This is a genomic window from Flavobacterium sp. FlaQc-48 (genome assembly GCF_044007335.1).
In the GTDB taxonomy this organism is placed as follows: Bacteria; Bacteroidota; Bacteroidia; order Flavobacteriales; family Flavobacteriaceae; genus Flavobacterium.
In genome coordinates this window covers 1-26314 of sequence record NZ_JBIPCR010000023.1, presented here as the reverse complement: position 1 = coordinate 26314, position 26314 = coordinate 1, and the positions used below count along the sequence as shown (strand labels likewise).

The window sequence follows — 26314 nt, the reverse complement described above, 5'->3', positions numbered from 1 at the left end:
TTAATTAAAATTTAAGTTATAAGTAAGTTTAAGAAAGTAAGAGCGTCCATATCCAAGCATCAAGGCTTGCGGACCAGCTGCATGAGTTCCCCCGCCAGAACCTCCATTACCCTGAGTAATCTGCACATTCTTAATATCGAATAAATTACGAGCTCCAACTGTAACTTCAAATTGATTTTTAAAGAATGATTTTCGAACAGATGCATCCATCCAGCTGTATGGATTAATTTTGTTTAGGTAAAATTCAGCATCGCCCTTTTCATTAGTTCCTGTGGCATATTGCTGCTGTTGTCCATTATATTTGTAATAAAGTGCAAACAAGGTATTCCATTTTGAAACATTGTACGATATGCTAGAGTTTAACTGTAAAGAATACAAGAATTTATCATCTGAGGTAATACCCAACTCTGCTAAATCAAGTTTTTGAGAAATTCCAACTAGAGCAGCTCCAATTTTTACATTCCAGTTTTTATATGCATATTGCTCTGTGGTCGAAATATTCCACATTTTATATTTGTTGATATTAATATACTTATATTTTGAAGGTGTAATTTGTGTCAATACCAAATCAATTCTGTCATCAACATCTAAAAAAGTTACTGCAACATTATTAGCAATCTGTGCACCCGACTTTAAATCGCAGACTCTTTTAAAACTTACTTCGTATGATGTACTGTTTTCTGGAACTAAATTAGGATTCCCCTGCACGTTATGATTAGAATCAACAAAATAAGTATAAAGCTCATCAAAATTTGGAGTACGATATGATTTACCTAATGAAGCTCTTACTTCTAATCCTTTTTTGAAAAGATACCTCAAACCTAACGAACTAGCATACTGATCTTTAAAAGTATTTTGAATTGAGTAACGAAGTCCCGGACGAATTGAAAGTTTATCTGATAAGCTAATTTCAGCAACTGTAAAGATGTCATAATTTTCTAATCTCTTTCTAACATCTACAGACTGCAGTACATTATCTAAAAAAGTTCCCGCTGCACCACTATAAAAACCATTTTCATTTGTGATTTCATATCCCAATTGAAAATCTACTTTCTTATTGTTGAAGAAATTACTTAATGTTCCAGTAGAATAAAATACTTCTTTAGATTGATATGTAAATCTGTTATTGTTAGATTCTTTCTTTGTTTCTAACTGATAATCAAATAATTCAGCATCACGTTCTTGTTTTTGGTGTGACACAGAAACATTATAATTTAATTTGGAAAAGAGCTTTCCGTTGGCATTCAAATGGTGGTAAAAACGATTTGTCAAATAACGTTTATCCCTTGCAAAAAAAGTTTCCGGAAAAGGATAATTGTCTTGAGGAACTAACACTGGACTATAAAAATCTACATTTTCACCGTAGTAATCAAATTTGTAAAAAATCTTGAAATTATCTTTCTGATATCCAAGCATTGCATTTCCAACCCATTGTTCTTTTGGCAGCCACGAATACCCCCTCAAACCATCATTAACAATATAATCTTTACCTTGTTTATCATCATAAAAACCTTTAAAATTATTATGATTACCACCAATATTAATATACCAGTTATCATTAAATTTATGTCCAACTTTAACTGACTGAATATGTCGTCCTTTATCAGTAAGTGAATATTCATTACCAACCGTTTCTTCCTGAATAGTTGCGCTGATATCCCATTTATTAGACCCGCCTTTCTTTGTAATAATATTTAAGATCCCAGTCACAGCATTTGCCCCATGAGTAACCCCCATTGAACCTTCAATAATTTCGATACGTTCTACATCGTCTAGATTTACCTGTGTTAAATCAACATTAGTTCCCATACCTGTATCACTTACTAATGGTATATTATCTACTAAAATTTTAAAATACTGTGAATCTAATCCGAACATTGAAACCGTAGAACGTCCATCGCTCCCACTATTCTGAACTGTAATATTTAAGTATTGATTTAAAACATCAGCTAAATTATTTGCAGCCAGTTGCTTTATATTCTCTTTAGTAATCACTCGAACATTAAATACCGATTTCTTAATAGATTGTGGCTCTAACTGTCCTGTAACAACAACTTCAGAAAGTTTTTCTCGAGATGCAATAGTATCCTTTACCTGTCCAACAGAAATTTGACAAAAAAGAACAACCACAAAAAGGGTAAATTTTATTTTCATTATTTTTATTAAGTCTTAATAACAACGCAAATATAGAAACTATTTTTATTTGTTCTAAATAAAATACATATATTTGCGAAAATATAAAAACAAAACAATAAGTTATGATTACAAAAAGCCTCTATTTTTCAGCTGTTATGGCTTTGACTTGTAGCCTTGGTTTCAGTCAGGACAAAAAGCAGCAAGACATCAAATCAATAAAATCAATGTGTGGTTGCTATGAAGTAAAGTTTAATTTCACCGAAACTTTTCAATATCCTAAAGATTCTCTTACTTATAAGCCATCGCCAACTAAACATGAATCTGCTTTAGAATGGGTAGAGCTTTTAGAAGACACTCCAAATAAAATTGTAATGCAGCACTTATTAATAGTAAGTGACGATATGATCATTAAACACTGGAGACAAGACTGGATGTATGAAAACACAGACTTGTATTCCTTTGACAAAGGAACTTCCTGGAAATATAAAAAACTGGACAAAAAAGCCGTTAAAGGACAATGGACTCAAAAAGTATATCAGGTAGATGATAGTCCACGTTATGAAGGTTCTTCAACCTGGGTACATGTTGACGGACAAGATTACTGGGCAAATGTTGCTGATGCCCCTTTACCGAGAAGAGAACAAACAATTCGTAATGACTATAATGTTTTAAAAAGAAGAAACATTCACGAAATTACAGCTACAGGATGGAATCATGAGCAGGACAATGACAAATTGGTTCGTACTGATGGCACAAAAGATGTTTTGTTAGCACAAGAAAAAGGACTTGACATTTATACTAAAGTTCCGGACATTAAATGTCTTGCCGCTCAAAAATGGTGGAAGGAAAATAATGCGCTTTGGAAAAATGTTCGAGACAAATGGCAAACGCTTTTTGACAGACATAAAGACTTAAACTTAGAAGCTAAAGTAGACAGAAAAGCACTTTACTCGCTATTGTTTGACTTAAAACCAACTGCTACAAAAGCAGAATCAGACGCCATTATTGACAAGTTTGTAAAATAAAAATATTTGAGTTAGTTATTATTTAAAAAAGCCTATAGTTCATTAAGAACTATAGGCTTTTTTCTTTGTAAAAAACAATTTACTGTTTTTTACAGCTCATTTTGAACAATCAACGGGTTCGCATTAATCTCTACTTTAGGAATAAGCCATTGCCATCTCTTATCAGTAGACGAAACATTCATAACACCATTGACAATTCCAGAATCATGATTTGCCCCAGTTCTATCCAAGGAAGCATTTGTTCTTTTTAAATCAAAAAATCTAAATCCCTCTCCCCACAATTCTATTCGCCTTTGTAATAATATTTCATCAACTAAAGATTGTCCTGTATTTGATGACAAAACATAATCAGAATTTCTAGCTTTCTCAAAGTCAAAAAGAACTGTAGCAGCGTCAGCTTGCCCTAACCTGGCTTTTGCTTCTGCTTCTATAAGATACATTTCGGCTACACGCATGTAGGGAACATCACATCTGCCATCTCCAGTACTTATTGATAAAAACTTTTGGCTAGTATAAGGAAATTTCACAAATACGGAAGAAAGTGCTAACTCAGTATGTTTACCTGTTTTATCAAATATAGTAGATCGTACATCTGTCGTTGGAATCATATCATAAAGTTTACTATTTATTGCTTTAGGGCAAGAACGTATAACTGTTGAATTAAAATTCCTCGACATATAAGCTCCAAAATTCCCAAAATATTGGGTTTGAACCTCATTAATATGGCTGCCCCACATCCATTCTTTATTGGTATAATCATTAAAACCTGATCGGTATTCTGTAATAGTCATCAAATTCATTCCTGCTCTGGCTTTATTAGCATAATCCGCAGCTAATGCCCAATTTCCCTGGGTCAAAGCAACACGTGCTTTTAATCCTTGCGCAACTTTTAGGTCTAAATGAGAATTATTTGGTTTTGTATATCCAATTAACAAGGTATTTGCTTCGTCTAAATCTTTATTAATTTGGGCATATACATCCTCTACTGTAGAACGCGGAAAATTATCATTTCCAACAGTTAAAACAATTGGAACTCCCAATTGTGAGTTAGTTTCTCCGTTTACATATCTCTTACCAAATAATTGTACCAATTGAAAATGACAAAAAGCACGGTACAACAAAGCCTGCCCTTTTACAATATTTTTATCTGCAATTGCACCAATAGCCACATCTGTCGCATTTATTATTGTATTAGCATTTCTTATTATCCTGTAATATGTTCTATAAGGATAACGAAGATCCTGAGCATTTTCATTATTTAATGCGCTCCAATTGTATACTGTCAAAAACCAACCATTCGTTATTGGAAAAACAATATCATCTCCTACAATATCGGTTTGTTGCATCAGTCCTCCTAAACCAGATTCACTTTGATTTTCATATCTGATATATAAAGACCTGTGAATCCCGTTCAAAGTAGTCATTAAATTCTCAGTTGTTTTTGTTGCAGCATCATAATCCACAAACTCTGTTGGCTTTTTATCCAAGAAATCATCAGAACAAGATGACAAGAAAACTACCGCTATTATAAAAAATACTTGTTTTATATAATTTGATATCATACTATTGAAATTTAAAAATTTAAGTTAAAACCTAATGTAATTATTCGGGAAGGAATATACCTGTTTTGAGTTGTTCCATTAAAAGTTTGAGTTGGATCCATTCCCTGACGTTTAGTAAATAGTAATAAGTTTTCACCGTTTATATAAACTGTCGCGTTGTCAATATCTAGTTTAGATATTAAATCCGAAGGCATTTTGTAAGATAAATTAATTTGTCTCAGGGCTAAATAATCTGATCCTACCAACCATCGATCTGAAGCAGCAGAAGATTGCGTATTTCTATTTACATCTAATCGGGGAACATCTGTAATATCGCCGGGCTTTTGCCACCTGTTTAAAATATCTGTGCTTAATGCAGCCCCATACTCATTACCTGTATGCATCAAAGCTGAATAATTGGTATCATACATCTTACCTCCTAATTGGTACGAGAACATAACGTCCAATTGAATTCCTTTATATTTAAATGTATTACCAAAACTTCCAAACAAATCAGGAATTGCGGAAGCGGCATAGTGATATAAAGCTTTATTCTGATCTGTTGTTACATTTACTCCATTTACAACTCTTCCTGTAGCATCATTTACTCCCATTTTATCAGGATCAGCAACATATAAAGCATATCCATCTGCCGGATCTACACCATACCAATCTTTTAACCAAAAATCATATATAGATCTGCCAACAGCAAGTTTTTTATTTCCTGTCTTAGTAATTATTTCTTTTTGCGGCAGTTTTGTAATTTCATTATGAATAGTAGACGCGTTTACATTTAAACTCCACGAAAAATCATTTGTTTTAAGAATTACACCATCAAGCGAAACCTCAAAACCTCTATTATACATAGACCCAATATTTTCAACTCTATTATCTAATCCTGATGACAGCGGATTTGGCACATCGAAAATAAGTCCATCTGTATTTCTATTATAATACTCGATACTTCCTTTTAGCCTGTTCTTAAAAAATGCAAATTCAACCGCAATATCTTTTGAAGTATTAACCTCCCATTGCAAATTTGGTGCAGCAGCAGCATAAGTAATTACTCCCCCTTCACTTCCATTATCATAACCTAAACTATAAGTAGGCTGGCTTACATAATAGTTCAATCCTTCAATTTTTGAGTCTGCGTCATTAGTATCACTAATTATGTGTGAATCATTTCCTACTTCACCTATTGAGGCTCTCAATTTCAAATCATTAATCCATGAATTGTTAGCAAGAAAATTTTCTCTCGACATTACCCATGCTCCCCCTAATGACCAGAAATTCCCCCAACGATTATCCTTAGCGAATTTTGAAGATCCATCTCTACGCAACGATGCAGAAAAAATATATTTGTCCATATAATCATATCCCACTCTTGAGAAATAAGATTCAGTTGCGTAATTTCTTGTATAAGATTTTAAATTTGTAGTCGTAGCGTAATTAACAAATTCTGTATTATCTGGTACAACCTGACCTGTTTTAGTACCTGTTGTCCAGTTTCTTTCATAATCGAAACTTTCATGACCCAGTAATGCAGAAAAATTATGATTTCCAATCTTCTTAGAATAATTAAGTAATTGGTTATAGGTAATACCAGTTAATATCTTATCGTTTTTACCTATTAAACCTGTCGGCGCACCATCACCTATCAAAGTGTTATAAGTAAAAGTTCTATTAAAATAAGACTTGTCAATAGAAATATTAGTCGTGAATTTGAAATCTTTTAAAAATTTCACTTCAAAGAAAGTTCTTGCAGAAATAGCCAATCCTTTTATATTATCTGTGTCATTTAGCGTTTCATATACAACGTTTCTGCCATTAGAGGCGCCAGAGCCACGAACAGTTGAATATACTTTATTGCCTTTAGCATCTAACAGATAATCTCCATTTTCAGTATGATCAAAAACCGGATAAATAGGCCCCATTGTTCTCATTGTTCTAAAAGGGTTCCTAAAGGAACTATTACTTTCTACACCGTCAATCCCTAAATTAGAATTAGTTAAGGCTCCTGAAATATTAATACCAGTTTTAAACCAGTCATTTAAACTGGTATTTAAATTCAATCGTCCGGTTGTTCTTTCAAAATTTGATTTCTGAATATATCCCTCCTCTTTCAAATGACCTAAAGAAGCGAAGTAATTTGATTTTTCTGATTTTCCTTGATAAGAAAAATCTATATTTTGACGAACTCCCGCTCTTTCCAATTGTTTTTCCCAGCTTAAGTCATCAGGGTATAATAATTGTGCATTTGAATTTAATTTCCCATCAGTTCCTACAATACTGCCATTCGGAACATTAAACGGATTTGTCACTAACACTACAGGAACTCTACCGGATGCATACAGGTTAGCGGCGTTAATTTCTTCTTGTGTACCCATTGGACGGCTGTTTCTAATAGCTTCCCATTCCAAAGGATAATAATCGTAAACATTTACCCTGTCATAATCTTTTATCGATCTTGAAGTCATACCGGTACTCACGTTTAGCGAGAATTTATCTTTAGCTGATTTTCCTGTCTTTGTATTAATTATAATAACGCCATTAGCCGCCTTGGAACCATAAAGCGATGTAGAAGAAGCATCTTTTAAAACTGTTAAACTCTCAATATCATTAGAATTTAAAGCACTAATATCTCCGGCAAATGGAACTCCGTCAACAATATATAATGGCGTATTTGATCCATTAATAGAACTAAATCCTCGTATTCTGATTTCTGGCGCCGATCCGGGCTGTCCTGCTGAGCTCTGAATTTGAACTCCGGAAGTGCTTCCTTCTAAAACTGACAAAGCATTTGTCAAAGGTCTGTTCTCAAGTTGTTCAGACTTAATTTGAGTAGCAGATCCTGTGTAAGTAGATTTATTTACCTTACCATAAGCCACAACAACCACCTCCTCTAAAGCTTTACCACCACCTATCATCTTTGCGTTGATTACTGAAGAATTACCGACAGTAATAGTCACATCCTCCATACCCATATAGGAAAATAAAAGAATATCTCCCGTTTTTGCCTGAATAGAATACTTACCATCAAAGTCGGTTTGTACGCCATTCTTTGTTCCTTTAAGTAAAACGTTAACACCTGGAATTGGTCCTGAATCATCAGAAACAATCCCGCTAATTCTTTTGTCTTGCGCATATGCTAATTGCAAAGCAAAAACAAAAAAAAGGATCGCTAAACTTTTTAATTTTTGTTTCATTATTTTGTTTTTTTGAGTTATTAGGGCGAACTTAAAAAATTAAAATAATTTTAACGAGAATTTTACACAGTTTAACTTTTATAAAAGTAGCTTTTTTACTAAAAAATAAAACAATTAAAATATATTTTATGTTAATTAGTAGAGTAAAAAAAGAGAAAAATAACTAAACATCAGTATTCCGATGAGAATTATCTTAAATAAATAATTTTTGTAAAAAAATTTAAAACCAGACTTTTTGATATGTATAAAAAAAACCGTCTAAAAATAAATCTAGACGGCTCATTATCCTTAAATTTTATTTACTAAAAATGTATACTAATCAAAATAGTTAAAACAAATAAAAGGAATTATTATAAATATGTTTACGGAAAAACAAGAAGTACTATTGTAAATCATTTATTCACTAAAAGTGATGTAAGTAAAAGGTGGATTCTATAATTTTACAAATTATAAGAAAAATTTGTTTATGAAAATGTAGTGGTTATTTTCAATAATAAAGCAAAACTACATAAACAATGTGAAATAACCTACAATTAAATAAAAATTAACATTATAAGTAATATTTATAATTAGTAAATTAGATAAAACAAAAGAGCCGATAGTTTTTTAAACTATCGGCTCTTTTTAGCATTATGATTTCTTAACTTTATAATACTTTGTATTTTATATGAAGTGCAATCTTAGCTTGGATCAACACATTCAGAATACGTGATAACGTGTTTTACGAATTCTGTCCATTTAATTTCCGGATATCCTGAAATTACTTTATCGCAGCTTCCCCATAATGGCTGAAATTCTTTTTTGTAATCTTTTTTCTTAAGCAAAAATGCCGGTGAATCTTTTTTAGCAACATAATATGATTTAATGTCACCACCAACAAATTTAACACCACCAACTCCTAAAGAAGCCGTTTCTTTAGCATAAGGATCGCAGTAAATTCTAAACTCTTTACTGAATCCAGGATTAAGAAGCTGCATTAATAATTTCTCGTTTCTTTTTTTGATTTTAACATCCGCAGTTTCGAAATAAGCATAACCCTGGTTTAAGAAATCCTGGTTTAATTTTGTGTCATTCCATTTTTTGAAATCTTCAAGAAAATTAAGTTTTTTTCCTAAGTTGTCAAGTCCGCTTGGAGGCAAGTACATAAATTTAATGTCTTCCGGTTTTAGTTTGTGTTTTTTTCCAGCCCCGTCTTGTAATTTAATGTACTCAATTAATCCTTTGTCTCTATCAATATCTTTGATAGTTCCGTTGATTTCAGTACCGTCTGCCAAAGTAATATAGGCTGTTTTACTGTGAGAAAATCCATAAGAAGGCGATACTAGCTCTTGTGCATTGATTGTGCAACATACAAAAAGAAGCATCATTAAAAGTAATGTTTTTTTAATCATTGGTTTTTGGGTTTAAATTTCTTGCCTACTCTTACGATTTTCGGCTTCCTCGATTGCTTTTTGTTTTAAAAAAAAGCCGCATAACTTTTTTTAAACAGTGGTATTACAGACAATTTTTATACGTTATTTTCTTAGTGTAAACATAGATATAAAAAGGATATTTACAAATGTTAATTCATTTTTTTTACACGAAAATTCATTCGCAAAATCTTTAACCTTTTCATCATCATAATTTCATTTACGATCCCGCAATCAAATGAATCAAAACCGTAAATTCAAAACCTCTTATTCTTTTTTAAATAAAAAAAAGAGCCGGTAATTATAAAATTAACGGCTCTTAAGATCTTAACACTATTGATGTAAACTACATTCTTTCCGGAACTTCAATTCCCAACAAAGTAAATGCTGATTTTATTACTTCGGCTACTTTTTGTGAAAGCTGCACTCTGAATATCTTTTTAGTTAAATCTGTTTCTCCTAATATATGTACCGATTGATAAAACGAATTGTATTCTTTTACTAAATCATACGTATAATTTGCAATCAACGCAGGACTGTGATTCTGGGCCGCATTTTGAATTACTTCCGGAAAAAGTTCAATTTGTTTTACCAGCTCTTTTTCTTTTTCGTGTAATTCTTCTGTATTCGTTATCGCTGAAAAATCAAAATCGGCTTTACGGATGATCGATTGAATTCTGGCATAGGTATATTGAATAAACGGACCTGTATTTCCTGCAAAATCAACAGACTCTTCCGGATTAAACAAAATACGTTTCTTAGGATCTACTTTTAAAATGTAATATTTCAAAGCTCCAAGGCCAATTGTTTTGTATAGTTTGGCTTTTTCTTCGGCAGAATAACTGTCTAATTTCCCCAGATCTTCCGAGATTTGTTTTGCCGTATCGGTCATGTCCTGCATCAGATCATCAGCATCTACAACAGTTCCTTCACGGCTTTTCATTTTTCCTGAAGGCAAATCAACCATTCCGTACGATAAGTGATATAAGCTTGAAGCCCAGTCAAAACCAAGTTTTTTCAGGATCAGGAACAAAACTTTAAAGTGATAATCCTGTTCGTTACCCACTGTGTAAACCATTCCGCCAACATCGGGCATATCTTTTACACGCTGGATTGCAGTACCAATATCCTGAGTCATATAAACTGCAGTACCATCTGAACGCAATACAATTTTACGATCCAGGCCTTCATCAGTCAAATCGATCCAAACGGAACCATCAGGATCTTTTTCAAAAACACCTTTATCCAGACCCACCTGAACAACATCTTTTCCTAATAAATAGGTATTACTTTCATAATAGTATTTATCAAAATTAACTCCAAGATTGGTGTAAGTGGTAGCAAAACCATCATAAACCCATTGGTTCATCATTTTCCAAAGTGAAATTACCGCTTCATCTCCGGATTCCCATTTTTTAAGCATTTCCTGCGCTTCAATAATAATGGGCGCTTGTTTTTTAGCTTCTTCCTCGGTTTTACCTGTAGCCGTTAATTGTGAAATTTCAGCTTTATATGCTTTATCAAATTCAACATAATATTTACCAACTAATTTATCTCCTTTTAAATTTGAACTTTGGGGAGTTTCGCCATTTCCAAATTTCTGCCAGGCCAGCATCGATTTGCAAATATGGATTCCACGGTCGTTGATGATTTGTGTTTTGTATACTTTTTTACCTGAAGCTTTGATGATTTCGGCAACAGAATATCCTAACAAATTGTTACGAACATGGCCTAAGTGTAAAGGTTTATTGGTATTTGGCGAAGAATATTCGACCATAATTGCTTTCTCATCCGGATTTGGTGTAACATATCCAAACTTGTTATTGTCTTTTATTTCATTAAAGAAACTCAAATAATAACTATCTGCAATTACAATATTCAAGAATCCCGAAACTACGTTAAAGCGTGCTACTTCTGTAACATTTTCTACTAAGTAATTTCCAATTTTATTTCCTAATTCGGCAGGATTGCTTTTGATTACTTTCAATAAAGGAAAAATAACCATTGTAATATCGCCTTCAAACTCTTTTCTGGTAGTTTGAAATTCGATTTTATCAACAGTAACATCAAATAATGCTTGTATTGCTTTTTGTATAGAAGGTGTAAGAATTTGTGATAATGACATGTAAACTTATTTTTAAAGTGAGCAAAGATACTGCTTATTCATCAATTACAGAAAATGAAAAACATATAAAATACAACAAAACGTTCTGAATTTCTCAAAAAGGATTTTGTTTTGATTGTTAAAATTATCAAAAAATCAAAACGCTAATCTATTAAAAAACAGCACTTCTTAAAAAAAACAAAATCTTTTTTAATTTTTCCTGTAACATATCGACGATAAAGGAGTCTTAAATAAGAGTTTTGAATTCGTTCAAAGAAAAAAAATCTAACAAAAACAAAAAAGCAATCATCATCAATCAAATCAAAATAATCAATAACACATTATGAAATTAAAATTCTTTCTGTTCGCATTACTGGGTGTAATGGCAACAGCACAAGCCCAGAACACGGGAACAGTTTCCGGGAAAATTACTGAGAAATCGAATAACGCACCAATCTCTTATGCAACAGTTTCAATCAAAGATAACGGAAAAGTAGTTTCAGGAGTTAATACAGACGATAACGGAAATTTTACTATCAAAAATCTGGCGTTAAAAAGTTATACTGTCGAAATTCAATACATTGGATTTAAAAAATATGTGGCTTCTGTTATTTTAAGTGACAATAAAAAAACAGCGACAGTCAATGTTGCTCTTGAAGAAGAAGCTACTCAGCTTAAAGGTGTAAATATTGTAAGTGACCGCTCAACAATAGAACAAAAAATTGACCGAAAAATTATTACAGTCGGAAAAGATTTAACTACTGCAGGAGCTTCGGCATCTGATATTATGAACAACATTCCATCTGTGAATGTGGATCAGGACGGAAAGCTTTCGCTTCGCGGAAACGACAATGTTCGTGTATTAATTGACGGAAGACCATCGAATATTGACCCTGCCCAATTATTAAAACAAATTCCATCAACGTCGATCAAAAAAATTGAGTTGATTACAAATCCAAGTGCCAAGTACAATCCGGAAGGAATGTCTGGAATCATCAATATCGTTTTACACAAAAACACCAATACTGGTTTCAACGGAAGCTACAGTGGCGGAATCACTTTTGGGGAAACGGCCAAATACAACCAATCTTTAAACCTGAATTACAAAACAGGGAAAGTAAACTTCTTTGGTAATGTGGGGCAGAACTTTGGAACTTACCAGAACGATGGGTTCATCAAAAGGTTCGACCCGAATGTTGTTCAGAAAATTGATGTTCTAAACGATAATGATTCTTATTTGTATAAAATTGGAATGGATTATTTAATTAATGATCATAACACCTTATCTTTTTACACCAATCAAAATAAATCAAATGGTAAAGGGTTTGTAAATACTGGTATTGATTACGACAATGTAGCAGGTTCTGAGGTAGCCAATATTTTTCAAAAATCTAAATATTCAGGACCAGATCAGGTTGGGACTTATAATCTGGCGTACAAACATATCTTTAAAAAAGAAGGTCATACTTTAGATTTTGAAGGGAATTACAGTGACAATAAAGAAACGCAATATTCTTCTTTTGATACTCAGACCATAAAGAACGACAATACTCAAAATAATGTTGTGTATGATGATTATATAAAAGGAACACGCAAACTAACCACTTTAAATGTTGATTACGTAAATCCATTAAACGATAAAACAACTCTTGAAGCCGGTGCCGAAGCCAGAATCACCAAAACGGATAATTATTATATTACAGGAAACCCGCTTGCAGCACTTCCGGTTTCTAATTATACTTACGATACCGATATTTATTCCGCTTATGTAACATTTGGTCAGAAATTTAAAAAATTCAGTTACCAGTTGGGAGGTCGTTTTGAAAGTTATAAAGTAGTCGCTAATTTAAATCAGGGGCTTGAAAAATTCAATGATGACTATGTTACCTTATATCCATCAGCTTACGTAACGTATAATCTGAATGAGAAAAACACCTTGCAATTTAGTTATAGCCGTCGTGTAGACCGCCCGAGTTTAGAGCAAACAAAGCCTATTCGTGAGTTCTCTACTCCATTAGTTACTTCATTAGGAAATCCGGAGTTACGACCTCAGTTTACTAATTCGGTAGAAATAAATTATACTAAAACCCTGGAAAAAGGGAGCTTTACTACAGGTGTGTTTTACAGAAGCATTAATGACCAGATTAGCAGAATTTTATACCCGGATGATACAGACCCAACCGGTAACAAACAAATTCTGACTTATACGAACTATGATCATAATACTTCTTATGGTTTTGAGGTTTCTTTCAATTATAAAATCACAAAATGGTGGGATATCCAGCCGTCTATTGATTTCTCAAGCATCAATCAACAGGGAGTTGTTTTTGCATACGACCCGGTAACACAAACCAGCAGTCCACTTGAAAGAAAAGTTACTGTTGCTGCTTTTAATGGCCGTATGAATTCGAATTTTAAAGTAAACAAGCGTTTAAGCTTTTTGGCCTTTGGTTTTTACAGAGGTGGAGTTGACGGACTTCAAAATAACAGTCATGAAATGTACAAAATGGACATAGGTTCACGTTATACATTGTTAGACAATAAAATGAACATCAGTTTACGTTTTAACGATGTGTTCAATACGATGAAATATTCTTTTGACTCGATGTATCCTTATGCACATGAAGGACAATTTAAATGGGAAAGCCAAACCGTTTATTTAGGTTTAACCTATAATTTTGGTGGTGCAAAAATTAAAAACCTGGAACGTAAACAAAGAGAAGATAACACTAGTAAAGGTGGTGGCGGAATGTTTTAATCCCACTTTTAAGAGTAGATTTTAATAGTTCTTGTAGAAAAGAAAAGCCTGGTGTTTGCCAACTCCAGGCTTTTCTTATTTTATTTAATACTTATAGAAAATTTCGCAACTCTTTTATTTCTTCAGGATTTGCTGTTTCGGTGTCATCCGTAATAGCAGACGAATGATAAAATGTAGGTTCTAATTTTTCCTGTAATAATTTAATATTAGAAGATCGTAAACCACCTCCGGGCATAATTTCGATTCTGCCTTTGGCGAGTTTCTGAATCATTTGCAGATCTTCAATTCCTTCTTCAACATTTTTCCCACGACCGGAAGTCAGAATGGTTTGAAAACCGCAATCGATAACATCTTCGAGAGATTCTTCTATTGAATGAACATCATCAAAAGCACGATGAAAAGTACACGAAAGCGGACTGGCTAAGTTGACCAGTTCCTGATTTTGTTTTTTATTGACAGTATTATCCGGGTTTAAAATTCCAAAAACAAAACCGTCAACACCCCATTTCTTAAAGTGTTTTATATCTTGCTTCATTTCTGCAATTTCTTCATCAGTATAAACAAAATCGCCTCCGCGGGGCCGTATAATTACATGCATTTTAATTGACAACTTTTCGCGAACCCTCACTGCTAAAACTGCATTTGGCGTTGTTCCGCCAAGCTGCATGTTTTCGCACAATTCTATTCTGTCGGCACCATTCTCCTGTGCAATTATGGCTGATTCGTAGGTAAAACACGCTATTTCTAATTGATTTTTTTTCATTTGTTTAAAAAGATATTTTGCATAATTGGTCATTCTTACCCAACTCGCTTGTCAATTCAATGAAAGGGGCAATACACCCGAAATAAGTTATATTCCATATTTCACAACAACATGTTCTGACCGGTTGTGATTTCTCCTTCGTCGAAATGATAAGATTGTGTAACAAAATAACACAACACGAAAGTATAAAAAAACCTGCTCCAAAAAAGAGCAGGTTTTAAAATATAATGCAAGATGAATTAATTTACCATTTAATAATTGCACTGGCCCAGGTGAAACCACTCCCAAAAGCGGCTAAAACAACTGTATCTCCAGATTTAATTTTTCCTTGTTCCCAGGCTTCTGTCAAAGCGATTGGAATAGAGGCTGCAGTTGTGTTTCCGTATTTCTGGATGTTATTGTGTACCTTATCATCACTCAGTTTGAACTTGTTTTGAATGAATTGTGAAATCCTCAAATTTGCCTGATGCGGAATCAGCATGTCAATATCCGAAACCTGTAAACCATTTGCTTCTAAACCTTCGTTAATTACTTCAGCAAAACGAACTACTGCATTTTTAAATACAAATTGTCCGTTCATATACGGATAGTAACTCTCATCATTCGGGTCATTATCTGCTAAAATATCGGTTACCCAGCGTGCTCCCATTCCTGGTGCCTGCAAAGCTAATTCTTCTGCATGCTGCCCTTCTGAATGTAAGTGTGTTGATAATATTCCTTTTGTCAAATCTTCTTCACGGCTTAGAACCGCTGCTCCTGCTCCATCGCCAAAAATTACCGAAACTCCGCGACCACGGGTTGTCATATCCAATCCGGTTGAATGTACCTCAGAACCAATTACCAAAATATTTTTATACATTCCGGTTTTAATATATTGATCAGCAACAGAAATAGCATAAACAAAACCGGAACATTGGTTTCTTACATCTAATGCTCCAACGGTTCTTAATCCTAAATCACGTTGAACCAAAACTCCAGGCCCAGGAAAATAATAATCCGGACTTAATGTAGCAAAAACTACAAAATCAATATCTTCTTTGGCTACGCCAGAACGTTCTATAGCAATTTTAGCTGCTTTTACTCCCATTGTAGTTGTGGTGTCTTCTCCACGAATAATATGTCTGCGCTCCTGAATTCCCGTACGCTCCTGAATCCATTCATCATTGGTATCAATAATCTTAGACAAATCGTCGTTGGTCACAACATTTGAAGGAACATAATATCCTAAGCCCGCTATTTTTGAATGATACATATTCTTTTATTGTTTGTTAAAAAATTGGATTGCAAATTTAAGTATACTTTAAAACATAAGCGTACAAATTACTATTTTTTTCGTTATTAGCAATTTAATATACTTTAAATATACAACCTTTTAAAACCATTTCTATTCTGAAAAATCATATTTTAAGCCAAAACAATGAAAAGTATGAAAAATAACGAATTAAAATGTAACAAAACTAAACTATCTTAGTCAAACATTTATCATACCATTTTTTAAACCCATAAAATTCAAATTATGAAATTAAAGGTTACACTACTATTATTCCTTAACATTGGCTTTTTTGCCTTTGCCCAGGAAAATTTAACCTATCAAAAACCTTCTAAATCCATATTAGATTTAGCTGATTACGAAAGAGCCCCAACAGTATCTATGGATACCAAAAAAGAGAATATGTTACTATTGTACAGAAGTACATACAAAACATTAGACGATCTCAACCAGGAAGAACTTCGTTTAGGCGGTCTGAGAATCAATCCGGTAACCAATATTTCAAGCACGGTAACCTATACGATCAACCTTAAATTAAGAAAAATTAACGGAAAGGACGAAATACAAGTATCCGGTTTACCAACAAACCCTAAAATCAGCAATATTTTATGGTCACCAAATGATAAGAAAATTTTGTTTTCGCATACTACAAATTCAGGTGTGGAACTTTGGGTTATTGATGTAGCCACTGCAAAAGCAACAAAACTTACCGAAGCTACTGTAAATGCAAATCTTGGAAATCCGTTTAGCTGGTTTTTAGACAACGAAACTATTTTGGTAAAAATGCTTCCAAAAAACAGAAAACCTTTATTGGATTCCAAAAAAGATTTACCAACAGGGCCAATTATTTCTAGTACTTCCGGAGCAAAATCCCAAAACAGAACATATCCTGACATGTTAAAAAATCAAAATGATGAAATCAATTTTGAAAACATCATTACCTCTGAATTGTATAAAGTGAACCTTAACGGAACGGCTACCTTATTTAAAGATGCAGCTATGTACGCCGGAGAAAGAATTTCGCCAGACGGAAACTTTATCATGCTAACCACTATTCAGAAACCATTTTCTTATGTCGTTCCTTTGAACAGATTTCCTTCTAAAACGATAGTTTATGACTCAAGAGGAAAAGAAATTAAAACCGTAAACGAAGTTCCTTTAAACGAAGTAATTCCTAAAGGTTTTATGGCAGTACGCAAAGGAAAAAGAGAAATGGCATGGAGAAATGACAAACCGGCAACATTGGCTTATGTTGTAGCTTTAGACGAAGGAGATCCGGCAAACAAAGTTGATTTTAGAGATGAAGTTTTTCTTTGGGATGCGCCTTTTACAAACGCTGCAACTACATTAGTAAAAGTTCCGCAACGTTATAATGATATTATTTGGGGAAATGACAATACTGCTTTCCTTACTGACGAATGGTACGACACCCGTAATACCAAAACCTATCTGATCAATCCTTCAAATCCTGGCCAGCAACCAAAAGTAATTACCGATAGAAACCAACAAGATGTTTATTCTGATCCGGGAATTTTTGAGACGAAAAAGAATGAATACAACAAATACGTTTTAGCAATCGAAAAAGACAATGCTTACCGTATTGGTGATGGATATACTAAAGAAGGACAATTCCCTTTTATTGATGAATTTAATTTAAAAACTTTAACAGCAAAACGCGTATATACTTCAACTTATAAAGACAAAAAAGAAGATCTTTTAGAAATTGAAGATTTTAAATCCGGTAAAGTTTTAGTTCAGATTCAGTCTAAAAGTGAATATCCAAATTATTATTTCAGAAACATTAAAAAACAAAATAGCCTTACACCTATTACCTCTTTCAAAAATCCGTTTGAAAGTATTAAAAATGTGAGCAAAGAAGTAATCAGGTACAAGCGTAAAGATGGTGTGGAACTTTCGGGAACTTTATATTTGCCAGCCGGTTACGACAAAGTAAAAAAAGAAAAATTGCCTTTATTGATCTGGGCTTATCCTGCTGAATATAAAGATAAAAACAGTGCCGGACAATCGACTCAGAACTCAAATGAATTTACATTTCCGTATTACGGATCGTTCGTCTATTGGGTAACTAAAGGATATGTTGTTTTAGACGATGCTGCTTTTCCAATTATTGGTGAAGGAACAACAGAACCTAACGATAATTTCATCCCTCAATTAGTAGACAATGCCGAAGCTGCAATTGATGCTGTTGATGCTTTAGGATATATTAACCGTAAAAAAGTAGCCATTGGAGGACATTCTTATGGCGCTTTCATGACAGCCAATTTATTGACACATTCTAATCTTTTTGCTTGCGGAATTGCCAGAAGCGGTGCCTACAACAGAACTTTAACGCCATTTGGTTTCCAGAGTGAACAACGTAATTACTGGGAAGCTCCGGAAGTTTATACCGCCATGTCTCCTTTTATGAATGCAGATAAAATGAAAACACCTCTTTTATTGGTTCACGGTGAAGCCGATAATAATCCAGGAACTTTTACTTTGCAGACCGAGCGTTATTATCAGGCCTTAAAAGGTTTGGGAGCAACTACCAGAATGGTAATTTTACCTAAGGAAGCACATAGTTATGTAGCAAAAGAAAACATCCTGCACTTACTTTGGGAACAAGATCAGTTTTTAGAAAAATATTTAAAAAACTAGATTTTATTTCTTTCAATAAATAACAAACCCGACAGTTTATAAAAAAGCTGTCGGGTTTTATTTTGTATCTATTATAGATAATTTAAACCTAAAAATATCTCCTGTTCTAACGGCAAATCAATTTCACTTTCGAAAAAGACAAGCTGCCTTTTATAAACTGTTTCAATTAAATAGTGGTTTCCCCTAAAATAAGTTCGCCTGATTTTTACCGGTAATTTTGATTCGGTAACCATTTTAAACTGATGCGGATACACTAAAGTTTTATGTGTTTCATCTTCATAAGGAAGCAATAGATGAGTAGGTAGTTCATTTACCTCTCCAAACAATGAAGCTACATATTTCGTTTCAGGATCTTCATAAATTTTAATTGGATTATCTTTTACAATAAGTTCTCCGTTTCGCATTACGATTGCTTCATCTGCAAAAGACAAAGCATCTGTGCTGTCATGTGTAGCAATAATACAGGTGATACCTTTTTGTTTTAAATAGCGAAATAAATTTCGGCGTAAAGCATTTTTACGGAAAGCATCAATTTGGCTAAAAGGCTCATCTAATAAAATTACTTCCGGTTCTAAAGCCAAAACTCTGACCAGAGCAACTCTTTGCTGTTGTCCACCACTTAAGAATTTAGCTTTTACGTTTGAAAATGATTCCATTTCTACCATCTCCAATAATTCCTGAACGCGAAGTTTTTTCATATTCGCAAAACCATTAGACAGAAACTTCCCCACGTTTTCTGCCACTGTTTCAAAAGGAGACAGATCAAAGTCCTGAGCCAGATATTTCATAAATGGCATTCCGGGAATCAAATTGTATTTAGGCCCATAAATGGGTTTGTCGTTGTAAAAAATCTTGCCTTCATCTAAATCATATAGACCATATATAAGTTTAAGAAGCGTACTTTTTCCGCAGCCGCTTTCTCCAATAATAGCAATATTCTCGCCTTTATTAATGGTAAAAGAAACGTTTTTTATAACAGGGCTTTCGGTATACGAAAAAGAAATATTTTGAATGTCGAGCATGGGTTGTATTTGAAAGTCCAAATTTACAATGTTTAATTTCTAAAGTCAAAAAAAAGCTGCTTCAATTATGAAACAGCTTTTAAGAAATTTTATTGCGTTTGAAACTTATTTACCAGCTTCGGCTTTAGCATCATTTACCATTTTGTCATTTGCAGTAATAGAAAACTCTACACGACGGTTTTGTGCTCTTCCTTCAGGAGTATCATTTGTTGCAATAGGATCAGCAATTCCTAAACCTGAAGTTTTGAAACGGCTTGATTTTAATCCTTTTGAAGCTAAATATGCTTGTACAGATGCAGCTCTTTGTCCTGAAAGTGTAAGGTTGTATTCTGGTTTTCCTGTATTATCAGTATAACCAAAAATTTGAATATCGGTATCTCCGTACTCATTAAACACAGGAACCAATTTATCCAAATTTGCTTTTGCCTGAGCAGTTAAAGTAGATTTATTAGTATCAAAACGAACTGAATTTTCATTTAAAGTTAAGTGAATACCCTCTCCAACTCTTTCTACAGAAGCACCTGGCAAAGCCTGATCAATTTCACGGGCTTGTTTGTCCATTTTGTTTCCAATAAGAGCACCAGTTCCTCCACCTACTGCAGCACCAATGGCAGCACCTAAAGCAGCATTTCCTCCATGTCCTAAATTATTTCCCAAAATACCACCAATAATACCACCGGCAACTACTCCGATTCCGGCTCCTTTTTGTGTGTTATTTGCGTTTTTTACTGAATCGCAACTTGTAAAGAAACTTACTAATACAAGTAAACTACTCAAACCTAAAACTGTTATCTTTTTCATATTATATATTTTTTAATTTTAATTAGCTCTTTGAAATTGGTAAACGACATCTTTAACTTGTCCACCAACATTAATATTATCAATTAACTGAAATGAATTCTCAGTTAAACCTGCAACTTTTAATAAATATCCGTCTCTTACTTTCTTTGCTTTTACACCAGCATCAAGAATTTTAAGCACAAACATACCCTGATTATTAATACTCCATACAATTGGAGAATTAAAAGCAGTACAGCTTGGTGCAGTTAGAGCCATCGTACCTTTATTATTATTAGAGATAAAACTCCATGTACTACCAATGAAGCATTTTGAATCCGCAAGATCAAAAGAATTTACTTTGATGTATTCGGAACCTGGATAAGATACATTGGTTAAAACCCAATTTCCTTTAATAGCTACCTGAGTAGGTCTGTCAAGTTTAGTTGATAGCGTAGTAGCTTCTGTTGAAGCTGTTGTAGACGAAGCTGATTTACACGCGAATAACATCGTGGCGATCATGCAAATGAAAATAATTTTCTTCATTTTGTACATTTATTTAAGTTAATACTTACTTATTTAACAATTATTATAATACAAAGATACAATTCATAGGAATATCTTTTGTTTTAGAATCTAATTATTTTCTTTCAAAATTAACATTTACGACATTTTGTCATTCAAAAATACATTGGTATTCTATTTGAAGAAATGAGAATCATCACTTTAAACTAAAAAATAATAAAAATATGACAACAGGTAAAATTAATGTTTCGGTAGAAAACATCTTTCCCTTAATCAAAAAGTTCTTGTACAGCGATCATGAAATCTTTTTACGTGAGCTAATTTCAAACGGAACTGACGCTACTTTAAAATTAAAACACCTTATTAGTATCGGTGAAGCCAAGGTAGAATACGGAAATCCGATTATCGAAATCAAAGTTGACAAAGAAGGGAAAAAAATCCACATTATCGACCAGGGACTTGGTATGACTGCTGATGAAGTAGAAAAATACATTAATCAGGTTGCTTTTTCAGGAGCTGAAGAATTCCTTGACAAATACAAAGATTCTGCTAAAGATTCCGGAATTATCGGCCACTTTGGTCTTGGATTCTACTCTGCTTTTATGGTTGCAGAAAAAGTAGAAATCATCACTAAATCATACAAAGATGAACCGGCTGCACACTGGACATGTGATGGAAGCCCCGAATTTACTTTAGAGCCGGCTGACAAAATTTCACGTGGCACAGAAATCATCTTACATATCGCAGAAGATTCACTTGAATTTTTAGAAGATTCAAAAATCAGCGGATTATTGAACAAGTACAACAAGTTTATGCCTATTCCGATTAAATTCGGAACAAGAACAGAAACACTTCCTAAACCGGAAGATGCTCCTGAGGATTATGTAAACGAAACTATCGAAGTTGATAACATTATCAATAACCCAAATCCGGCATGGACAAAACAACCCACTGAATTATCTGATGAAGATTATAAAAGCTTTTACAGAGAGTTGTATCCAATGCAGTTTGAAGATCCGTTATTCAACATTCATTTAAATGTAGATTATCCTTTCAACTTAACCGGAATTTTGTATTTCCCTAAGTTAGGATCTGATATGCAAATTCAAAAAGACAAAATTCAATTGTACCAAAACCAGGTTTACGTTACCGATAACGTAGAAGGAATTGTACCTGAATTTTTGACCATGTTAAAAGGGGTTATTGATTCTCCGGACATTCCTTTGAATGTTTCCCGTTCAGGTTTACAAGCTGATGGTGCAGTGAAGAAAATCTCAAACTACATTACGCGTAAAGTAGCCGATAAACTAAAAGCTTTATTCAACGAAAACCGTGCTGATTTTGAAGCTAAATGGAACGACATTAAAATCGTTTTAGAATACGGAATGCTTTCTGAAGATAAATTCTACGAAAAAGCCGGTGCTTTTGTTTTGTACCCAACGGTTGATGATACTTATTTTACCCTTGAAGAATTAAAAGAAAAGCTAAAAGAAAACCAAACGGATAAAGACGGAAAACTAGTTGTTCTGTATGCCGGAAATAAGGATGCACAACACTCTTATATCCAGACAGCAAAAGACAAAGGTTACGAAGTATTACTTTTAGATTCTCCGATTATTTCACATTTAATTCAAAAAATTGAAGGTGATAATAAAGAGGTAACTTTCGTTCGTGTAGATTCTGATCATATTGATAATTTAATCAAAAAAGACGAAAACACGATTTCTAAATTATCTGATGAGGAAAAAGAAACTTTAAAAACTTCATTAGAAGCCTATATTCCTAAAGCATACAGTGTACAATTGGAAGCTATGGATAGTCAGGCTGCTCCATTCATTATTACACAACCGGAATTTATGCGCAGAATGAAAGAAATGAGCCAGTCTGGTGGTGGTGGAATGTTCGGAATGGGAAATATGCCGGAGATGTACAATTTGGTCGTAAATACAAATTCTGACTTAGCAACAAATATCCTGAACACTGAAGACAAAACACATCAGGAACATTTGGTAAAACAAGCTTTAGACTTAGCTAAATTATCGCAAAACCTATTAAAAGGAGAAGCTTTAACCGCTTTTGTAAAAAGAAGTTTTGAGATGATCAAATAATTTTTTGAATCATAATTGCGTTATTAAATCCTGTAGGCTCTGCTTACAGGATTTTTTTATTGTAATTCGTTTTTTTTATTACATTTGAATGCCTTATTAATCTAACCAAAAACAAAAACCGCTATGAAAAAGACTTTCCTATTACTCTTAACAGTTTGTGCCACAGGCCTAACGTATGTTTCATGCTCAGGCAATGATGAGAACAGCAGCAATCAGGCTGACGTTTCATCTGTTGGAGCCTCAGTTGCCATTGATGCCACGAACGAAATGGATATTAAAACAGGTTTAATTGTCGCTGTAAAAAGTAGTGCTACAACAAAGTCAGCCGAAACTACACCTGGAATTTGTGCTACTATTACCGTAACTCAGGAAAATGCTGCATCTTATCCAAAAGTCTTTACCGTAGATTACGGAACTACCGGCTGCACAGATAATTTGCTAACAAGAAAAGGAAAATTAAAAATTACATTGTCAGGACCGGTCATTACAACCGGAAGTAAAATGACAATTGAACGAATCGATTATTCTATTAACGGAATAAAATTAGCAGGAACAATTGAATACACCAATACTACAACTGTTGCCACTGTACCACAATGGAGCAGAAAAGTTACTGCCGGAAAATTTACCGATTTAACAGGAAGAGTATATCTAAACTCCGGAACCTGGACAGTAAAGCAAACAGCAGGTGTTGATACTCCTTATGTGCTCGATGATAATGTTTATGAAATGACCGAAGGAAATCACACCATAACTGATGCAAACGGCGGAACCTTAACATTAACCGTTCAGGAATCGTTAATTAGAAAATACTCCTGTGAATTTATTTCTAAAGGAAAATTAAAAGTTCAGGGCGGCATTTTAAACGGAGTTGTTGATTATGGAAACAATGATTGTGACAGTAAATTCACGTACACAAATGAAAGCGGAATTACCTATAATCTGGTAATGTAACAGGCTAATTTTAAAAAAAATAACAAATCCCACTTTAGAGATAGATTGGGATTTATTTTTTTTACAAACTACATTACATTTAAACTATTTTCTTTATTTTGCACCAAAATCTAAAAACCCAATGAAAAAATCAATTATTGCTTTTGTTACACTTGCCCTATTAGCATCTTGTAGCAAAAAAGAATCAACTGACAGTTTACACATTACAGGAAACATAAAAGGATTAAAAAACGGAACTCTATATATTCAAAGAGTTGTTGACACTTCTCTTATTGCCATTGACAGTATAAAAATCGACGGAAATTCCTCTTTTGAAAGAGATCTAAAACTAGAATCCCCAGAGATGCTTTATTTATTCCTGGATCGTGGTGTAACCAATTCAATGGATAACAATATCATGTTTTTTGCAGAACCTGGAAAAATCAATATTGATACCAACTTAGATAATTTTATTTATGGTGCTAAAATTACAGGATCTAAAAATCAGGAATTATATGAAGAGTACAAAAAAATAAACTCCCGCTTTAACGACGAAAGTCTTGCTATGGTCGAAACAAAATTTAAGGCCATAAAAAGACAGGATCAAAAAGCCATTGACAGCATTAACACGAAACAGGAGTCTAATATTAAAAGAAAATACCTGTATGCTACAAACTTTGCTCTTAACAATAAAGATCATGAAATAGCACCTTATATTGCTTTAGCTGAGATCTACGACATCAATATTAAATTTCTGGATACGATACAAAAGTCTATGACTCCAAAAGTAGCCCAGTCACTATACGGAAAAAAGCTAACCAAATATGTTGCTGACATTAAAAAAGAGCAAAAGAAATAATCTTTAAAACTTCAAAAAAAAAGTGTCCTGAGAATTCTCAGGACACTTTTTTTGTGCCAATTCTAAACTTTAATCATAAATCACATTTTATCTTTGGGCTTAGAATTTAAAAAATTGGTATTTTATATCATTATTATCGGCCTAACAAAGCTCCCAGAATTCCAAATACAAAAATAAGTGCATACAATACTAAAACTGAAAGCATCATAATCCCAATAAATTTGTAATGAGATTTAAGATACCCAAAAGAAGTTGTTAATGCCTCAGTGTCACTATCTTTAAAAGCCCTTTTTGCATTTGTAGCAAACTTATTTAAGTAGTAAACAGGAAAGAAATAAAGTGCCGCAATAAAAATGTAAAAAGCACTCATTATTGCTCCAAAAGAACCTCCCAGTGCCCCCATTTGTGCCATTGCTCCCATTGACGAAAAAATTGATCCGGCAAAAACTGCAATCACAACCATTAATCCTATAAATACAAAACCTAAAATAGATAAAAAATAAGCCCATTTTGCGATTTCCTTTAAAAAGCCTTTAGCAGTTTGGTCGAGCTGCAACTCAAATTTTTCAAAAACTGATGTTTCTTCCATGGTCATTATGTTTTTTGGTTAAGCAACAAACATAAGAAAATTAACGCAATAACAATTTAAAAGATTCAAAAGTTTAAATTTCCCAGATTATATATAAAATTCAGTAGTAAAACTATATGAAACCGGGTTTTATTAATCACTGATTATGGCATTTCCCTCCGGGCCGGGCTGTACGCTAAATCTTTTGCGAGAGTGGTTTTGTTTAAGACGAAGGGGATTAGGATATCGCAAAAGGATACCGCTGCCATCCCTAACGCAGCCACAAATAAAGAGAAGTATCATTTTTAAAAGAAAATCTAAATATTAAAAATCCCAAAATATTACGCCTGCAAAAGCTTGCCAGGCGATTTATAGAATTTCGTAAACGTTGGCAGTGTTTTCAAGCATGGGAGTGCACAATGTATGGTCATAATTGTGATAAATAGTTTTTTTTTACCGCAAAGCCCGCAAAGTTCGCAAAGCTTTAAAGTTAAACCTTGCGCACCTTGCCGTTAAATCACAAAACCATAGAAAACAAAAAACCCCGTTTCGTTAGAAACAGGGTTTTTAAAAGAAAGGCGACGACATACTCTCCCACATAACTGCAGTACCATCTGCGCAGGCGGGCTTAACTACTCTGTTCGGGATGGGA

Annotated in this window: 17 protein-coding genes and 1 rRNA gene; 6 read left to right on the top strand and 12 right to left on the bottom strand. The window is 33.6% G+C overall.

Annotated elements, in window-relative coordinates; genetic code table 11:
- Window positions 1-2154 carry a TonB-dependent receptor plug domain-containing protein gene (locus ACHRWY_RS24705; RefSeq protein ID WP_395358170.1) on the bottom strand — a complete coding sequence of 718 codons (2154 nt, stop codon included), beginning with the start codon at window positions 2152-2154 and terminating at the stop codon, window positions 1-3.
- Window positions 2155-2258: 104 nt separating this feature from the next.
- On the opposite strand from ACHRWY_RS24705, the gene ACHRWY_RS24700 reads away from it, so the two are divergent.
- Window positions 2259-3161 (top strand): DUF6607 family protein, encoded by a 903-nt coding sequence (locus ACHRWY_RS24700; RefSeq protein WP_395358168.1) that lies wholly within the window; start codon window positions 2259-2261, stop codon window positions 3159-3161.
- 89 nt (window positions 3162-3250) lie between these two features.
- Here the strand turns inward: ACHRWY_RS24700 and ACHRWY_RS24695 are convergent, their stop codons facing one another.
- The 4 genes from ACHRWY_RS24695 to argS form a co-directional block, all read right to left on the bottom strand.
- Window positions 3251-4723, bottom strand: coding sequence for a RagB/SusD family nutrient uptake outer membrane protein (locus ACHRWY_RS24695; protein ID WP_395358166.1), 1473 nt, complete (start codon window positions 4721-4723; stop codon window positions 3251-3253).
- Window positions 4724-4734: 11 nt separating this feature from the next.
- Complete coding sequence (locus ACHRWY_RS24690) at window positions 4735-7908, bottom strand: SusC/RagA family TonB-linked outer membrane protein (RefSeq protein ID WP_395358164.1); 3174 nt, start codon at window positions 7906-7908, stop codon at window positions 4735-4737.
- Between the two features lie 680 nt (window positions 7909-8588).
- The gene (locus ACHRWY_RS24685) at window positions 8589-9299 is read right to left on the bottom strand and encodes a hypothetical protein (protein ID WP_395358162.1); all 711 of its coding nucleotides are present in this window, start codon (window positions 9297-9299) and stop codon (window positions 8589-8591) included.
- A gap of 364 nt (window positions 9300-9663) precedes the next feature.
- The gene (gene argS / locus ACHRWY_RS24680) at window positions 9664-11442 is read right to left on the bottom strand and encodes an arginine--tRNA ligase (protein ID WP_395358160.1); all 1779 of its coding nucleotides are present in this window, start codon (window positions 11440-11442) and stop codon (window positions 9664-9666) included.
- A 322-nt stretch (window positions 11443-11764) separates the two neighbouring features.
- On the opposite strand from argS, the gene ACHRWY_RS24675 reads away from it, so the two are divergent.
- Window positions 11765-14179: a TonB-dependent receptor domain-containing protein gene (locus tag ACHRWY_RS24675; protein WP_395358158.1), complete on the top strand. Its 2415-nt coding sequence runs from the start codon at window positions 11765-11767 to the stop codon at window positions 14177-14179.
- Window positions 14180-14270: 91 nt separating this feature from the next.
- On the opposite strand, the gene ACHRWY_RS24670 is transcribed toward ACHRWY_RS24675, so the two are convergent.
- Both ACHRWY_RS24670 and ACHRWY_RS24665 read right to left on the bottom strand, forming a co-directional pair.
- The gene (locus tag ACHRWY_RS24670; protein WP_395358156.1) at window positions 14271-14942 is read right to left on the bottom strand and encodes a copper homeostasis protein CutC; all 672 of its coding nucleotides are present in this window, start codon (window positions 14940-14942) and stop codon (window positions 14271-14273) included.
- Window positions 14943-15186: 244 nt separating this feature from the next.
- Window positions 15187-16194 (bottom strand): 3-oxoacyl-ACP synthase III family protein, encoded by a 1008-nt coding sequence (locus ACHRWY_RS24665; protein WP_395358154.1) that lies wholly within the window; start codon window positions 16192-16194, stop codon window positions 15187-15189.
- Between the two features lie 264 nt (window positions 16195-16458).
- Here ACHRWY_RS24665 and ACHRWY_RS24660 point away from each other — a divergent pair, with 264 nt between their 5' ends.
- Entirely contained in the window at window positions 16459-18870 is a 2412-nt protein-coding gene (locus ACHRWY_RS24660) for a prolyl oligopeptidase family serine peptidase (RefSeq protein WP_395358152.1), read from the top strand.
- A 71-nt stretch (window positions 18871-18941) separates the two neighbouring features.
- Here ACHRWY_RS24660 and ACHRWY_RS24655 read toward each other — a convergent pair whose 3' ends face one another.
- The 3 genes from ACHRWY_RS24655 to ACHRWY_RS24645 form a co-directional block, all read right to left on the bottom strand.
- Window positions 18942-19892, bottom strand: coding sequence for an ABC transporter ATP-binding protein (locus ACHRWY_RS24655; RefSeq protein WP_395358296.1), 951 nt, complete (start codon window positions 19890-19892; stop codon window positions 18942-18944).
- Between the two features lie 105 nt (window positions 19893-19997).
- Window positions 19998-20693, bottom strand: a complete 696-nt coding sequence (locus tag ACHRWY_RS24650) for an OmpA family protein (RefSeq protein WP_395358150.1) — start codon at window positions 20691-20693, stop codon at window positions 19998-20000.
- A gap of 18 nt (window positions 20694-20711) precedes the next feature.
- Window positions 20712-21215 (bottom strand): hypothetical protein, encoded by a 504-nt coding sequence (locus tag ACHRWY_RS24645; protein WP_395358148.1) that lies wholly within the window; start codon window positions 21213-21215, stop codon window positions 20712-20714.
- Between the two features lie 203 nt (window positions 21216-21418).
- On the opposite strand from ACHRWY_RS24645, the gene htpG reads away from it, so the two are divergent.
- The 3 genes from htpG to ACHRWY_RS24630 all read left to right on the top strand — a co-directional run bounded on the left by htpG (window position 21419) and on the right by ACHRWY_RS24630 (window position 25094).
- Complete coding sequence (gene htpG, locus ACHRWY_RS24640) at window positions 21419-23302, top strand: molecular chaperone HtpG (protein WP_395358146.1); 1884 nt, start codon at window positions 21419-21421, stop codon at window positions 23300-23302.
- Window positions 23303-23425: 123 nt separating this feature from the next.
- Window positions 23426-24256, top strand: a complete 831-nt coding sequence (locus ACHRWY_RS24635; protein ID WP_395358144.1) for a hypothetical protein — start codon at window positions 23426-23428, stop codon at window positions 24254-24256.
- Window positions 24257-24377: 121 nt separating this feature from the next.
- Entirely contained in the window at window positions 24378-25094 is a 717-nt protein-coding gene (locus ACHRWY_RS24630; protein ID WP_395358142.1) for a DUF4369 domain-containing protein, read from the top strand.
- A 133-nt stretch (window positions 25095-25227) separates the two neighbouring features.
- Here ACHRWY_RS24630 and ACHRWY_RS24625 read toward each other — a convergent pair whose 3' ends face one another.
- Together ACHRWY_RS24625 and rrf are read right to left on the bottom strand one after the other, a co-directional pair.
- Window positions 25228-25683, bottom strand: a complete 456-nt coding sequence (locus ACHRWY_RS24625; protein ID WP_395358140.1) for a hypothetical protein — start codon at window positions 25681-25683, stop codon at window positions 25228-25230.
- A 552-nt stretch (window positions 25684-26235) separates the two neighbouring features.
- Window positions 26236-26314: ribosomal RNA gene (gene rrf, locus ACHRWY_RS24620) — 5S ribosomal RNA — on the bottom strand; the annotation flags it as partial.

Bases quoted from the DNA above. Each gene is read 5' to 3' on its own strand.
- ACHRWY_RS24625 (WP_395358140.1), bottom strand. From the start codon at position 25,683: ATGGAAGAAACATCAGTTTTTGAAAAATTTGAGTTGCAGCTCGACCAA.
- ACHRWY_RS24630 (WP_395358142.1), top strand. From the start codon at position 24,378: ATGAAAAAATCAATTATTGCTTTTGTTACACTTGCCCTATTAGCATCT.
- ACHRWY_RS24650 (WP_395358150.1), bottom strand. From the start codon at position 20,693: ATGAAAAAGATAACAGTTTTAGGTTTGAGTAGTTTACTTGTATTAGTA.
- ACHRWY_RS24665 (WP_395358154.1), bottom strand. From the start codon at position 16,194: ATGTATCATTCAAAAATAGCGGGCTTAGGATATTATGTTCCTTCAAAT.
- ACHRWY_RS24645 (WP_395358148.1), bottom strand. From the start codon at position 21,215: ATGAAGAAAATTATTTTCATTTGCATGATCGCCACGATGTTATTCGCG.
- ACHRWY_RS24635 (WP_395358144.1), top strand. From the start codon at position 23,426: ATGAAAAAGACTTTCCTATTACTCTTAACAGTTTGTGCCACAGGCCTA.
- ACHRWY_RS24700 (WP_395358168.1), top strand. From the start codon at position 2,259: ATGATTACAAAAAGCCTCTATTTTTCAGCTGTTATGGCTTTGACTTGT.
- htpG (WP_395358146.1), top strand. From the start codon at position 21,419: ATGACAACAGGTAAAATTAATGTTTCGGTAGAAAACATCTTTCCCTTA.
- ACHRWY_RS24660 (WP_395358152.1), top strand. From the start codon at position 16,459: ATGAAATTAAAGGTTACACTACTATTATTCCTTAACATTGGCTTTTTT.
- ACHRWY_RS24705 (WP_395358170.1), bottom strand. From the start codon at position 2,154: ATGAAAATAAAATTTACCCTTTTTGTGGTTGTTCTTTTTTGTCAAATT.
- ACHRWY_RS24690 (WP_395358164.1), bottom strand. From the start codon at position 7,908: ATGAAACAAAAATTAAAAAGTTTAGCGATCCTTTTTTTTGTTTTTGCT.
- ACHRWY_RS24655 (WP_395358296.1), bottom strand. From the start codon at position 19,892: ATGCTCGACATTCAAAATATTTCTTTTTCGTATACCGAAAGCCCTGTT.
- argS (WP_395358160.1), bottom strand. From the start codon at position 11,442: ATGTCATTATCACAAATTCTTACACCTTCTATACAAAAAGCAATACAA.
- ACHRWY_RS24675 (WP_395358158.1), top strand. From the start codon at position 11,765: ATGAAATTAAAATTCTTTCTGTTCGCATTACTGGGTGTAATGGCAACA.
- ACHRWY_RS24670 (WP_395358156.1), bottom strand. From the start codon at position 14,942: ATGAAAAAAAATCAATTAGAAATAGCGTGTTTTACCTACGAATCAGCC.
- ACHRWY_RS24695 (WP_395358166.1), bottom strand. From the start codon at position 4,723: ATGATATCAAATTATATAAAACAAGTATTTTTTATAATAGCGGTAGTT.
- ACHRWY_RS24685 (WP_395358162.1), bottom strand. From the start codon at position 9,299: ATGATTAAAAAAACATTACTTTTAATGATGCTTCTTTTTGTATGTTGC.